This is a genomic window from Pseudomonas sp. MF4836, from assembly GCF_002018875.1.
In the GTDB taxonomy this organism is placed as follows: Bacteria; Pseudomonadota; Gammaproteobacteria; order Pseudomonadales; family Pseudomonadaceae; genus Aquipseudomonas.
On the sequence record NZ_MVOL01000004.1, the window covers coordinates 129592 to 143772 of the forward strand.

A 14181-nucleotide genomic window follows, 5' to 3' on the forward strand; every position below is an offset into this window, starting at 1 on the left:
TCACAGAGGCGCCGCCATGGGCCTCACGAACTGTCCGTAAAAGAAGTTTTCCTCGAAGGAAAATATGACCTCTGCACTGCCCGGCATCACCAGGGCCGTATTCTCATCGGACGGATAGAAAAAGTCGTCCCAACATTTTATAAAAATATCCCTGGGCACCTGCACCGCGCAGCGTCTGCCCCAGAACAGCCAGAGCAGGTCTGACTCCGGGCTTAGCCGCCGCTCGAAGAACAATGACGACTCTGCGCGCCGGGCAAAATCCAGTGTGGTTTTTTCATGGCATTGAAACAGGCTGGGCAGCTCAGTGATAAGGCAGGGTACTGGAATGAATCGGTCCCATAGCGCCTGTGACGCTGCCTGATCAAACAGCACGACTCGCTGTTTGTCGTCCGCACTCAGAGCACAATCCGCGGCATTGAAACGCCAGGCGATGGGGTAGCGTGCTTCATCGAATAGGTGGCTGCTTGTACCTGCCAAGGTCAACGTCCTTATTGTCCAGTTAGCCTTCCACTTCCCAAGCCAGATCGGGATCGGCCGAGCCATAGTCCGAGAAATAAGCCAGGGCCTGCCTCGCCCGCTCTTTAGCCACACACTGATGCCGAGGGTAACTGCCGGACTGGCCGCCCGCGACCAGTTCAATCTGCTGATCGTCAGGACTGTCTGCGCTGAGCAGGGTCTGCAACGATTGGTCGATGTCCTGGGCGATAAAAACCACATACTGCTCGGCCGCACCGCCCCCGATATGCATCAGGGTCTCGTCGCTGAAGAAAAAAACCGTCGAGCTGAAAGCCTTTCCGTCCAGGCGGTTGAACGCGGACAGCACCTGCGCCGAGTCGGGGTTTAACCACTCACGAGGGTGGCAACGATTACCGGCATATTCATCTTCAATGATTTTCTTGAGCATTCGCCATGGCTGCCTTGGCTGGATAAACACGTAAATCGTTATAGATGAGGGATTGAACAATTTGCCAATAAAAAAGGCCAACGCTAAGCGTCGGCCTTTTTATTTTCAGCTGTGTCCCGGGATCAGAAATCCAGGTTGGACACGGCCAGGGCATTGCTTTCGATGAAGTCACGGCGAGGTTCGACCGCATCACCCATCAGGGTGTTGAAGATCTGGTCTGCGCCAATGGCGTCTTCGATGGTCACTTTGAGCATCCGGCGCTGGCTTGGGTCCATGGTGGTTTCCCACAGCTGATCCGGGTTCATTTCACCCAGACCTTTGTAGCGCTGGATGGTGTGACGCTTGGTGCTTTCAGCCATCAGCCACTCAAGGGCTTCCTTGAACTCGGTGATGGCTTTCTTGCGCTCGCCGCGCTGGATGTACGCGCCTTCGTCCAACAGGGTGCTCAACTGCGCGCCCAGGGTGACGACGGTCTTGTAATCATTACTGCCGAAGAAGTCGCGGTTGAACGTGATGTAGTTCGACAGACCGTGGGAGATCAGTTCGACCTCTGGCAGCCAGACGTTACGTTCACGGTCTTCACGCAGGCTGGCCTTGTAGACCAGGCCGGACTTCTCGACGGTGCGCAGGCGCACTTCGTACTGGGCCAGCCAATCCTGCATCGCGGCATGATCGCCCAGCTGTTCCAGGCTGACGGCAGGCAGGTAGATGAAGTGCTCGGTCAGTTCCTGAGGGTACAGGCGCGACAGACGCTTGAGGGTCTTCATCACCATGCGGAAGTCGTTTACCAGGCGCTCCAGCGCCTCGCCGGAGATGCCCGGGGCTTCTTCGTTCAGGTGCAGGCTAGCGTCTTCAAGGGCCGACTGCGTCATGTACTCTTCCATGGCGTCGTCGTCTTTGATGTATTGCTCTTGCTTGCCTTTCTTCACCTTGTACAGCGGCGGCTGAGCGATGTAGATGTAGCCGCGCTCGATCAGCTCCGGCAACTGACGGAAGAAGAAGGTCAGCAGCAGGGTACGGATGTGCGAACCGTCGACGTCAGCATCGGTCATGATGATGATGTTGTGATAACGCAGCTTCTCGATGTTGTACTCGTCGCGACCGATACCACAGCCCAGGGCGGTGATCAGGGTGCCAACCTCTTGCGAGGAAATCATCTTGTCGAAGCGAGCTTTCTCGACGTTGAGGATCTTGCCCTTCAACGGCAGGATGGCCTGGGTACGACGGTTGCGACCCTGCTTGGCGGAACCGCCAGCAGAGTCACCTTCCACGAGGTAAAGCTCGGAGAGGGCAGGGTCTTTTTCCTGGCAGTCCGCCAGTTTGCCCGGCAGGCCGGCGATATCCAGCGCGCCTTTACGGCGGGTCATTTCACGAGCCTTGCGCGCCGCTTCACGGGCACGGGCAGCGTCGATCATCTTGCCGACCACCAGCTTGGCTTCGTTCGGATTTTCCAGCAGGAAGTCGGAGAAGTACTTGCCCATTTCCTGTTCGACCGCGGTCTTCACTTCGGAAGACACCAGCTTGTCTTTGGTCTGGGAGCTGAACTTCGGATCCGGCACCTTGACCGAGATAATCGCGGTCAGGCCTTCACGGGCATCGTCACCAGTGGTGGCGACTTTGTGCTTCTTCGCCAGGCCTTCCTGTTCGATGTAGTTATTCAGGTTACGGGTCAGGGCCGAACGGAAGCCCACCAGGTGGGTACCGCCGTCACGCTGTGGAATGTTGTTGGTGAAGCACAACAGGTTCTCGTTGAAGCTGTCGTTCCACTGCAGGGCGATTTCCACGCCGATGCCGTCTTCACGCTGCATGCTGAAGTGGAACACCTGGTTGACCGCAGTCTTGTTGGTGTTCAGGTATTCAACGAATGCACGCAGGCCGCCTTCGTACTTGAACAGCTCTTCCTTGCCGCTGCGCTCATCCTTGAGGACGATGCCGACACCGGAGTTGAGGAAGGACAGTTCACGAATCCGCTTGGCCAGGATGTCCCAGCTGAAGTGGATGTTCTTGAAGGTTTCAGCCGAAGGCTTGAAGTGAATCTGGGTACCGGTGGTTTCGCTTTCGCCAACGATCTTCATCGGCTCTTGCGGTACGCCGTGCACGTAAGTCTGTTCCCAGATCTTGCCGCTACGGCGAACAGTCAGGATCAGCTCAGCAGACAAGGCGTTCACTACCGACACACCCACACCGTGCAAGCCGCCGGATACTTTGTAGGAGTTGTCGTCGAACTTACCGCCGGCGTGCAGCACAGTCATGATGACTTCGGCTGCGGAAACGCCTTCTTCTTTATGCACATCAACCGGAATGCCGCGACCGTTGTCGCGCACAGTGATGGATTCGTCCGGGTGGATGATGATGCTGATGTCGTCGCAGTGGCCAGCCAGTGCTTCGTCGATCGAGTTGTCGACCACCTCGAACACCATGTGGTGCAGACCGCTGCCATCGTCGGTGTCACCAATGTACATACCGGGACGTTTGCGTACGGCATCCAAACCTTTCAGCACTTTAATGCTGGTCGAGTCGTACGTATTTTCTTCGCTCATGCCTTCACTCCCGATGGTCGTGGGTCTGGGTGATACGGCCCTGTTCCACGTGGAACAGAGCGACTGGCGTTTCCGTCTGCCAGCCTTCCCTCAATAATTCGTGGTCTACACAGGTGATAAACACCTGGCAGCGTAAGTCTTCCAACAAGCGACAAAGTGCGCGGCGATGCTGCTCGTCCAACTCGGACGGCAAGTCATCCACCAGATAAATACACTGCCCGCGCCGGGCCTGGCTGACCAAGTGCCCTTGGGCAATGCGCAAGGCACAGACCACCAGCTTCTGCTGGCCGCGGGACAAGATATCCGCGGCGTTATGCGCACCCAACTTGAGGCGCAAATCAGCACGCTGGGGACCGGCCTGGGTATGACCCATCTGCTGATCACGGTGCAGGGACGTCGCGAGCACATCACTGAGCTCCCGGTCTTTATCCCAACCACGGTAATAGCTAAGCGTCAGGCCCTCGAGCTCCAACAGTTCGCCCAAGGTCCGCTCAAAGACTGGTTTCAAGGCTTTGATATAAGCGCGGCGGTATTCATCAATTTCAGCGCTGGCCTGACACAGTTCCCGGTCCCAGGCTGCTTGCGAAGCGGCGTCAAGTGTACCATGCCGCAGCCATGAGTTCCGCTGCCTCAGGGCCTTCTGCAAGCGCTGCCAGGTCGACATGAAGCGGGGTTCCACGTGGAACACACCCCAGTCGAGAAACTGTCGGCGAATTTTAGGAGCCCCTTCCAGCAGGCGAAAGCTGTCGGGGTTGATCAGTTGCAGCGGCAGGATTTCCGCCAACTGAGCTGCGCTGCGAGCGTTCTGCCCGTCGATGCGAATCTGAAACTCTCCCTGCCGGTCCCGGGAAATCCCCAAGCTGCTATGCCCGCCTTCCGCCAGTTCGACCTGGCCAAACACGGTGCACGCCAACTGCTCGTACTGGATTACCGGCAACAGACGAGCACTGCGAAACGAGCGAGCAAGCCCCAGCAAGTGGATGGCTTCGAGCACGCTGGTTTTGCCACTGCCATTGGCGCCGTAGAGAAGGTTGATGCGGGGGGAGGGGGAGAAGGTCACCGGGTGCAGATTGCGCACCGCGGTGACCGAGACGCGACTGAGGGACATCTAGCTTCTGCTGAGCATGGTTACAGGCGCATCGGCATGACAACGTAAGCCGAGTCGTCGTTGTCGGATTCCTGGACCAGGGCGCTGCTGTTGGAATCGGAGAGGATCAGGCGCACCTGTTCGGTGGTCATCACCCCCAGCACGTCGAGCAGATAGCTGACGTTAAAGCCGATTTCCAGGGAGCCGCCGTTGTATTCCACGCCGACTTCTTCTTCCGCCTCTTCCTGTTCCGGGTTGTTGGCCTGGATCTTCAATTGACCATTGGCCAATTGCAGACGGATACCACGGTACTTCTCGTTGGAGAGAATCGCAGTACGGCTGAAGGCTTCACGCAGCGCCTGACGGTCGCCCAGTACCAGCTTGTCGCCACCTTTAGGCAGCACACGCTCGTAATCCGGGAACTTGCCGTCGACCAGCTTTGAGGTAAAGGTGAACTCGCCGGTGGTGGCGCGGATGTGGTGCTGACCCAGGACAATGCTGACGTTGCCATCCGGCTCGGTGAGCAGGCGTGCCAGCTCCAGGATACCTTTGCGCGGCACGATCACCTGGTGGCGATCCGGCTGGCCGATATCGGCTTGCATCGAGCACATGGCCAGACGATGACCATCGGTGGCCACGGCACGAATGATGCCGGCCGATACTTCCAGCAGCATACCGTTGAGGTAGTAGCGCACGTCCTGCTGGGCCATGGCGAAGCTGGTGCGTTCGATCAGACGACGCAACTTGCTTTGCTCCAGGCTGCAGGTCAGCGAGCCCGGGCCTTCCTCGACAGTCGGGAAGTCATTGGCTGGCAGAGTCGACAGAGTGAAACGGCTACGGCCGGCCTTGACCACCAGCTTCTGCTCATCGAGCTTGATATCGATCAAGGCGTCGTTGGGCAGGCTTTTGCAGATGTCCATCAGCTTGCGCGCCGGCACGGTGATTTCGCCAGGCTCGGCTGGCTCTTCAAGTTGCACGCGACCGACCAGCTCGACTTCCAGGTCGGTACCGGTCAGCGACAGCTGCTGGCCTTCGACGACCAACAGCACGTTGGAGAGCACCGGCAAGGTCTGGCGGCGTTCGACGACGCCTGCGACCAGTTGCAGGGGTTTCAACAGGGCTTCGCGTTGAATGGTGAAATGCATGGTCTAGTCCCTTGCCTTAATAAGCTGCGCTGGTGTCATCAAGTGGTCAGTGTACGCAGCAGGTTCTTGTAGTCCTCGCGGATGTCCGCGTCGGATTCCTTAAGTTCATTGATCTTGCGGCATGCGTGCAAGACCGTGGTGTGATCGCGGCCGCCGAACACATCGCCGATTTCCGGCAGGCTGTGGTTGGTCAGCTCTTTGGACAAGGCCATGGCCACCTGGCGTGGACGCGCAACGGAGCGCGAGCGACGCTTGGACAGCAGGTCGGAAATCTTGATCTTGTAGTACTCGGCGACGGTGCGCTGAATGTTATCCACAGAGACCAACTTGTCCTGCAAGGCCAGCAGGTCCTTCAGGGATTCGCGAATCAACTCGATGGTGATGTCGCGCCCCATGAAGTGCGAGTGAGCGATGACACGCTTGAGCGCACCCTCCAGCTCACGCACGTTGGACCGAATGCGCTGGGCAATGAAAAACGCGGCATCGTGCGGCAGATCGACTTTGGCCTGGTCGGCCTTCTTCATCAGGATCGCGACCCGGGTTTCCAGCTCCGGCGGCTCCACGGCCACCGTCAGGCCCCAGCCAAAACGCGATTTCAGACGCTCTTCGAGGCCCTCGATCTCTTTCGGGTAGCGGTCACTGGTGAGGATCACCTGTTGCCCACCTTCGAGCAGGGCGTTGAAGGTGTGGAAAAACTCTTCCTGGGAACGCTCCTTGCGGGCGAAGAACTGAATGTCATCGATCAGCAACGCATCCACCGAGCGGTAGAAGCGCTTGAACTCGTTGATGGCGTTCAGTTGCAGGGCCTTGACCATGTCGGCCACGAAACGCTCGGAATGCAGGTACACGACCTTGGCATTCGGATTCTTCTTTAATAGGTGGTTACCCACAGCGTGCATCAAGTGCGTCTTACCCAGACCTACACCGCCATACAGGAACAGCGGGTTGTAGCCATGCTTCGGGTTGTCCGCGACCTGCCAGGCGGCGGCACGCGCCAGCTGGTTGGATTTACCTTCGACGAAGTTCTCAAAGGTAAAGGTGCGGTTCAGGTAGCTGGTGTGCTTGAGCGCACCTTCGACCTGGACCGTCCGCTGTTCAGCCCGCACCGGTGCCTGCTGCGAGCTGGCGCCAGCCATCGGGTCGAAGCTGTCACGTGAAGGCTCCTCACTGACATGGGCGACTTTCTTCGCAGAAGCCTTGGTCGGTGGCGGGGCACTTACTGGCGCACTGGAAGGTTCAGCCGCCTGGGCTTTGGAAGCGGCAGCCGCCAAAGGCGCGTTAGGCGCGGCCCGGGGTGCCGAACTGCGTTTGCTGCCTATTAATAAGGAGAGCGCAGGTGTTGAACCATTGCCGTGCTCATCGAGCAGCTCGAGCACACGACCCAGGTACTTTTCATTGACCCAATCGAGAACAAAACGATTCGGTGCGTAGACACGCAACTCGTCGCCTTCGGCTTCGACCTGTAGCGGACGGATCCAAGTGTTGAATTGCTGGGCAGGCAGCTCATCACGCAGAAGCTCCACGCACTGCTGCCAAAGTTCCACTGACACGGATATCCCCTAAGTTGAAAGCCGGTGAGGCAAAAACAGCCGCCATTGTAGCGGCCGCACGCAGACTTATCCACACGTAGGTTGCTCACAGACCACTAAGAATCAATGTCTTAACCGGAAAAAACACGACCAATGGTATGTGCATAAGCTCTGTGGATAACCCCACTTAAGGTCGTTGTACAAGTGGGGGCTAAACTCGGTGGATAACCTGGCTGTGGATAACTACCCATTCCACACACAGCTTATCCGATAGCGCAGCACAGGCAGAGCACCGCTTCTCGACAGTGTTGTCATTCCCTGTACAGTACGTCGTTCAAGGGCTTAAGGTACTTATCCACAGAAGAGTGGCTGCCTAGCTTTTATAAGCTTTACAGAAAAGCTTTAAATAATTCCCTTCTTTATTTCTATATCTAGGTAACCGGTGTCTCGAACCAACAGCCGCCCATATCTGTTTACAAGGAAAAGCTGGTTGGAAATTGACCTAGAGGCTTGCATTCTCTAGAATCGCCGGTCTCTTAAAACGGGGGCCATTCCGGCCCGTTGTGGACGAACCAGGTAACACGACATGAAACGTACTTTCCAACCAAGCACTATCAAACGCGCTCGTACTCACGGTTTCCGTGCTCGCATGGCTACCAAGAACGGCCGTGCCGTCCTGTCGCGTCGTCGCGCCAAAGGTCGTGCGCGTCTGGCAGTTTGATAATCCGGCACTGGAGGTGAGTCAGGACTTCAGTCGGGAAAAGCGTCTGCTTACTCCCCGGCATTTCAAGGCAGTCTTTGACTCCCCTACCGGCAAGGTTCCGGGGAAAAATCTCCTGCTCCTTGCGCGCAACAACGACCTTGATCACCCCCGTCTGGGGCTGGTTATCGGAAAGAAGAGCGTAAAGCTCTCCGTTGAGCGCAACCGTCTGAAACGTTTGATGCGCGAATCGTTTCGCCTGCACCAGGATTCTCTGGTCGGCTGGGACATCGTTATCGTCGCGCGCAAAGGTTTGGGCGATGTAGAAAGCCCCGAATTGATTCAGCATTTCGATAAGCTCTGGAAACGTCTGGCTCGTAACAAGCCGGTACCAGCAGTCAAAACCGAAACTGCAGGGGTAGACAGTCCTGATGCGTAAACTGGCGCTCGTTCCGATCCAGTTTTATCGCTATGCCATTAGTCCTCTGATGGCCAGTCACTGTCGTTTCTACCCCAGTTGTTCCTGCTACGCGTATGAAGCCATCGAAAATCATGGCCTTCTACGCGGTGGCTGGCTGACCTTTCGTCGTTTAGGTCGCTGTCATCCGTGGAATCCCGGTGGTTATGACCCGGTTCCACCTATCCCTACCTCCCGTTCTTCTTCGATGGCCGAGTAATCATGGATATTAAACGCACGATCCTGATCGTCGCCCTGGCAATCGTGGCTTATGTCATGGTCCTTAAATGGAACCAGGATTATGGCCAGGCTGCCCTGCCGACTCAGAATGTTGCTGCCAACACTACCCCTGCGGGTCTTCCCGACACGGTAAATGGCAACAACACTTCCGCCAGTGACGACATTCCACGCGCTGCGAGCGATACCAGTGCCCCCGCCGAAGTTCCAGTGGCGGTCAGCAAAGACCTCATCCAAATCAAGACGGATGTATTGGATCTGGCTATCGATCCACAAGGCGGTGATGTTGCCCAGCTGAAGCTGCCGCTGTATCCACGCCGTCAAGATCACCCGGAAATTCCGTTCCAACTGTTCGATAACGGTGGCGAACGTGTTTATCAGGCTCAAAGTGGTCTGATTGGCACCAACGGCCCTGACGCCAGCTCGACAGGTCGCCCGGTGTTCTCTTCGGAGAAGAAAAGTTATCAACTGGCTGACGGTCAGGATCAACTGGTCGTTGACCTGAAGTTCAGCAAGGACGGCGTCAACTACATCAAGCGTTTCACCTTGAAACGCGGTCTGTATGACGTGGTTGTCACCTACATCATCGACAACCAGAGCGCCCAACCGTGGACAGGTGCAATGTTCGCGCAGTTGAAGCGTGACTCCAGCGCCGATCCATCGTCGAGCACCGCCACCGGCACCGCGACTTACCTGGGCGCTGCCCTGTGGACAAGTTCCGAGCCGTACAAAAAAGTGTCCATGAAGGACATGGACAAAGTGAACGAAGACAAAACCAAGGCGCCGATCACGGAAACCGTGAAAGGTGGTTGGGTTGCATGGCTTCAGCACTACTTTGTAACGGCGTGGATTCCGCCAAAAGACGAAAATAACGTCGTTCTGGCCCGTAAAGACAGCAAAGGCAACTACATCATTGGCTTCACTGGCCCGGCGTTGACCGTCGCTCCAGGTGCCAAGGCTGAAACCAGCGCCACCCTTTACGCCGGTCCGAAAAGCCAGGCCGTACTCAAAGAGTTGTCCCCAGGTCTGGAACTGACTGTGGATTACGGCTTCCTGTGGTTCATTGCTCAACCGATCTTCTGGTTGCTGCAACATATCCACAGCCTGGTGGGTAACTGGGGTTGGTCGATCATTTTCCTGACCATGCTGATCAAGGGGATCTTCTTCCCACTGTCGGCTGCCAGCTACAAATCCATGGCGCGCATGCGTGCCGTAGCCCCGAAACTGGCTGCGCTGAAAGAACAACATGGCGATGACCGGCAGAAAATGTCGCAAGCCATGATGGAGCTGTACAAGAAAGAGAAGATCAACCCGCTGGGTGGATGCTTGCCGATTCTGGTGCAGATGCCGGTATTCCTTTCGCTGTACTGGGTACTCCTGGAAAGCGTGGAAATGCGCCAGGCTCCGTTCATGCTGTGGATAACCGACCTGTCGATCAAAGACCCGTTCTTTATCCTGCCGATCATCATGGGCGCGACCATGTTCATCCAGCAGCGTCTGAACCCGACACCTCCGGATCCGATGCAGGCGAAGGTCATGAAAATGATGCCAATCATCTTCACCTTCTTCTTCCTGTGGTTCCCGGCTGGTCTGGTTCTGTACTGGGTGGTCAACAACGTGTTGTCGATCTCTCAACAGTGGTACATCACTCGTAAGATCGAAGCGGCTACCAAAAAAGCCGAGGCGTAACTTACTCTGTGGATAACCACTCAAAACGCCCCCTAGTGGGGCGTTTTGCTATCTGCCACTTTTGTCTGGATCTCGGGTTATGAATATCCCTCGTGAAACCATCGCTGCCGTCGCCACCGCTCAAGGTCGCGGTGGCGTGGGCATCGTGCGAATTTCCGGACCGCTGGCCAGCGTCGCCGCCAACGCCATCAGCGGTCGCGAACTGAAACCACGCTTTGCCCACTACGGACCCTTTTTCGGTGAGCTCGACGAAGTACTGGATGAAGGGATCGCCCTGTATTTCCCAGGTCCGAACTCGTTCACCGGCGAAGATGTCCTGGAACTTCAGGGGCACGGAGGCCCGATCGTGCTCGACATGCTGTTGCAGCGTTGCCTGCAGCTGGGCTGTCGCTTGGCCCGGCCCGGGGAGTTCAGCGAACGGGCCTTCCTCAATGACAAGCTCGACCTGGCCCAGGCCGAAGCGATCGCCGACCTGATCGAAGCCAGCTCAACCCAGGCCGCGCGCAATGCCTTGCGCTCGTTGCAGGGGGCGTTTTCCCAACGTGTGCATAACTTGACTGAGCAGTTGATCGGCTTGCGTATCTACGTCGAGGCCGCGATTGATTTTCCTGAAGAGGAAATCGACTTCCTCGCCGATGGCCACGTGCTGAGCATGCTGGATAAGGTGCGCGACGAGTTGGCCAGCGTGTTGCGCGAAGCCGGGCAAGGCGCATTGCTGCGTGACGGCATGACCGTGGTTATCGCCGGCCGGCCAAATGCCGGTAAATCCAGCCTGCTCAATGCATTGGCCGGACGGGAAGCCGCCATCGTTACTGAGATCGCCGGCACCACCCGGGACATCCTGCGCGAACATATCCACATCGATGGCATGCCACTGCATGTGGTGGACACCGCAGGCTTGCGCGATACCGATGACCAGGTGGAGAAAATCGGCGTGCAGCGTGCGCTCAAGGCCATTGGCGAGGCGGATCGGGTCCTGCTGGTGGTGGACGCCACGGCGCCCGAGGCTGCGGATCCCTTCGCCCTATGGCCGGAGTTCCTCGAGCAGCGCCCGGATCCGTCAAAGGTCACGCTGATCCGCAACAAGGCAGATCTTACCGGGGAAGCGATTGCCCTCGAGGTCAGCGATGATGGCCACGTCACCATCAGCCTCAGTGCCAAGTCTGCCGGCATGGGCCTGGAACTGCTGCGCGAGCACCTGAAGGCCTGCATGGGCTTTGAGCAGACCTCGGAAAGCAGCTTCAGCGCACGCAGGCGTCACCTGGAAGCCCTGCGCCATGCCAGTGCCGCCCTTGAGCACGGACGAGCTCAACTGACCCTGGCCGGTGCTGGCGAGCTCCTGGCCGAAGATTTACGTCAGGCTCAGCAACTGTTGGGAGAAATTACCGGAGCGTTCAGCTCGGATGACCTGTTAGGGCGAATTTTCTCCAGTTTCTGCATCGGTAAATAGCTCCTGCGTTGCACCCAGACAGGCCGTTCGCGCCTGTCTGCTTCCCTTCTTTTAAAAAAACCACGTTCTTGCCAGATGAAATCTTTCGTTCTGGCGGCTTTCTCGTGCCCGGCATTTGCCTGAAAGACCATTTTCTGTGGATTAAGCCCTGTGAATAACTGCCCCTGTGCTCGGTTGATAACAGGGCCTTAAAACTGAGGAAAAACCCCTCTGTGGATAACCACTGCTTTAATCCACAGGCTTAAACCGGTTATCCAATGGCCTCATGAGCACATGACCACAGACTTTTAAACCTCTGTACATCACGTAAATAAAGGCCTGTATCAATCTATCCACAGAAAAGGTGCTCAGTAAGAATAAACATAAAAACAAAGATTTAATAACTTTCTCTCTTTTAATTTCTATTGACTGTGATTCATCCACAGCTGGTTAAATTTTGTGCAAAGGGTTCTTTAGAGGTGGGGAAGTCCCTATACTTGTCGACCTGGTTCAAAAACCTGAACCCAGACCTATTCCTAATTACCTAACTGAAGCAGGCACGAGGTGCGTGGTGGATTTCCCTTCCCGTTTTGAAGTGATCGTCATCGGCGGCGGTCATGCCGGTACCGAGGCAGCACTTGCATCAGCACGCATGGGGGCAAAAACCCTGTTGCTGACGCATAACGTGGAAACCCTCGGTGCCATGAGCTGCAACCCAGCCATTGGTGGCATTGGCAAAAGCCATCTGGTCAAGGAAATCGACGCCCTTGGCGGCGCGATGGCCATTGCCACCGATAAAGGTGGTATCCAATTTCGCGTATTGAACAGCCGCAAAGGCCCGGCGGTACGAGCGACACGTGCCCAGGCCGACCGCATTCTGTACAAGGCGGCTGTCCGCGAAATACTGGAAAACCAGCCGAACCTGTGGATATTTCAACAAGCCGCTGATGACCTGATCGTGGAACAGGACCAGGTTCGCGGTGTTGTGACTCAGATGGGCCTGCGTTTCTTCGCCGATTCCGTGGTGCTGACCACCGGGACCTTCCTTGGCGGACTTATCCACATCGGTATGCAGAATTACTCCGGTGGTCGCGCCGGCGATCCGCCGTCGATTGCTCTGGCACAGCGCCTGCGCGAACTGCCTCTGCGTGTCGGACGCCTGAAAACCGGTACGCCGCCACGCATTGACGGGCGTTCGGTGGATTTCTCGGTGATGTCCGAGCAGCCGGGCGATACCCCGATCCCGGTCATGTCGTTCATGGGCTCAAAAGAGCAGCATCCACGGCAAGTCAGCTGCTGGATTACCCATACCAACGCCCGGACTCACGAAATCATCGCCTCCAACCTCGACCGCTCGCCGATGTATTCCGGTGTGATCGAAGGTATTGGCCCGCGTTACTGCCCATCGATTGAAGACAAGATCCATCGCTTTGCCGACAAGGAAAGCCATCAGGTCTTTATCGAACCCGAAGGCCTGACCACTCATGAGCTGTACCCGAACGGGATCTCCACATCCCTGCCGTTCGATGTGCAGTTGCAGATCGTGCAATCGATCCGCGGCATGGAAAACGCGCACATCGTTCGTCCGGGTTACGCCATCGAGTACGACTACTTCGACCCGCGGGACCTGAAGTACAGCCTGGAAACCAAAGTCATCGGCGGCCTGTTTTTCGCTGGCCAGATCAATGGCACTACCGGTTACGAAGAAGCCGGCGCCCAAGGTTTGCTGGCCGGCACCAACGCGGCGCTGCGCGCCCAGGGCAAAGACAGCTGGTGCCCGCGTCGCGATGAGGCCTATATCGGGGTGTTGGTCGACGACCTGATTACCCTGGGTACTCAAGAACCGTATCGGATGTTCACTTCCCGTGCCGAGTACCGCCTGATCCTGCGCGAAGACAACGCCGACCTGCGCCTGACCGAGAAAGGTCGCGAATTGGGCCTGGTGGATGACACCCGTTGGGCTGCTTTCTGCAAAAAACGCGAGAGCATCGAGCTGGAAGAACAACGCCTGAAGAGCACCTGGGTTCGCCCCGGCACCCCACAGGGCGATGCGATTGCCGAAAAATTCGGCACCCCGCTGACGCACGAATACAACCTGCTGAACCTGTTGAGCCGTCCGGAAATCGACTACGTCGGACTGGTGGAAGTGACCGGGCAGGGCGCAGAAGATCCACAAGTCGCCGAGCAGGTTGAAATCAAGACCAAATACGCCGGCTACATCGATCGCCAACAGGACGAAATCGCTCGCCTGCGGGCCAGCGAAGACACCAAATTGCCTGTGGATATCGACTACACCAAGATTTCCGGGCTCTCGAAAGAGATCCAGAGCAAGCTTGGCGTCACCCGTCCAGAGACCCTGGGCCAGGCTTCGCGCATTCCGGGCGTGACGCCGGCGGCGATTTCCCTGTTGATGATTTACTTGAAAAAACGCGGCGCCGGCCGTCAGTTGGAGCAAAGCGCTTGA

Annotated in this window: 12 protein-coding genes; 6 read left to right on the top strand and 6 right to left on the bottom strand. The window is 57.0% G+C overall.

Annotated features, from left to right (window positions below; all coding sequences use genetic code 11):
• The 6 genes from MF4836_RS35505 to dnaA form a co-directional block, all read right to left on the bottom strand.
• Positions 1–477, bottom strand: coding sequence for a hypothetical protein (locus tag MF4836_RS35505; RefSeq protein ID WP_078470335.1), 477 nt, complete (start codon positions 475–477; stop codon positions 1–3).
• 22 nt (positions 478–499) lie between these two features.
• On the bottom strand, positions 500–904 hold the full coding sequence (locus MF4836_RS10790; RefSeq protein WP_078470336.1) for an Imm1 family immunity protein: 405 nt from the start codon (positions 902–904) through the stop codon (positions 500–502).
• A 122-nt stretch (positions 905–1026) separates the two neighbouring features.
• Positions 1027–3444, bottom strand: coding sequence for a DNA topoisomerase (ATP-hydrolyzing) subunit B (gyrB, locus tag MF4836_RS10795; RefSeq protein ID WP_020294943.1), 2418 nt, complete (start codon positions 3442–3444; stop codon positions 1027–1029).
• A gap of 4 nt (positions 3445–3448) precedes the next feature.
• A complete protein-coding gene (gene recF, locus MF4836_RS10800; protein ID WP_020294942.1) occupies positions 3449–4552 on the bottom strand; it encodes a DNA replication/repair protein RecF in 1104 nt (367 codons plus the stop codon).
• Between the two features lie 20 nt (positions 4553–4572).
• A complete protein-coding gene (gene dnaN, locus MF4836_RS10805; protein WP_020294941.1) occupies positions 4573–5676 on the bottom strand; it encodes a DNA polymerase III subunit beta in 1104 nt (367 codons plus the stop codon).
• A 38-nt stretch (positions 5677–5714) separates the two neighbouring features.
• A complete protein-coding gene (gene dnaA / locus MF4836_RS10810) occupies positions 5715–7226 on the bottom strand; it encodes a chromosomal replication initiator protein DnaA (RefSeq protein ID WP_043228446.1) in 1512 nt (503 codons plus the stop codon).
• A 565-nt stretch (positions 7227–7791) separates the two neighbouring features.
• On the opposite strand from dnaA, the gene rpmH reads away from it, so the two are divergent.
• From rpmH to mnmG, 6 genes are all read left to right on the top strand, one after another.
• Positions 7792–7926 carry a 50S ribosomal protein L34 gene (gene rpmH / locus MF4836_RS10815; RefSeq protein ID WP_003213577.1) on the top strand — a complete coding sequence of 45 codons (135 nt, stop codon included), beginning with the start codon at positions 7792–7794 and terminating at the stop codon, positions 7924–7926.
• Positions 7927–7942: 16 nt separating this feature from the next.
• A complete protein-coding gene (gene rnpA, locus MF4836_RS10820; RefSeq protein ID WP_020294939.1) occupies positions 7943–8344 on the top strand; it encodes a ribonuclease P protein component in 402 nt (133 codons plus the stop codon).
• Complete coding sequence (gene yidD / locus MF4836_RS10825; protein WP_010465488.1) at positions 8337–8582, top strand: membrane protein insertion efficiency factor YidD; 246 nt, start codon at positions 8337–8339, stop codon at positions 8580–8582. The genes rnpA and yidD overlap by 8 nt, the downstream gene beginning before the upstream one ends.
• A gap of 2 nt (positions 8583–8584) precedes the next feature.
• The gene (gene yidC, locus MF4836_RS10830; protein ID WP_078470338.1) at positions 8585–10288 is read left to right on the top strand and encodes a membrane protein insertase YidC; all 1704 of its coding nucleotides are present in this window, start codon (positions 8585–8587) and stop codon (positions 10286–10288) included.
• Between the two features lie 79 nt (positions 10289–10367).
• Positions 10368–11738: a tRNA uridine-5-carboxymethylaminomethyl(34) synthesis GTPase MnmE gene (gene mnmE / locus MF4836_RS10835; RefSeq protein ID WP_078470339.1), complete on the top strand. Its 1371-nt coding sequence runs from the start codon at positions 10368–10370 to the stop codon at positions 11736–11738.
• A gap of 550 nt (positions 11739–12288) precedes the next feature.
• Positions 12289–14181, top strand: coding sequence for a tRNA uridine-5-carboxymethylaminomethyl(34) synthesis enzyme MnmG (mnmG, locus tag MF4836_RS10845; RefSeq protein WP_078470340.1), 1893 nt, complete (start codon positions 12289–12291; stop codon positions 14179–14181).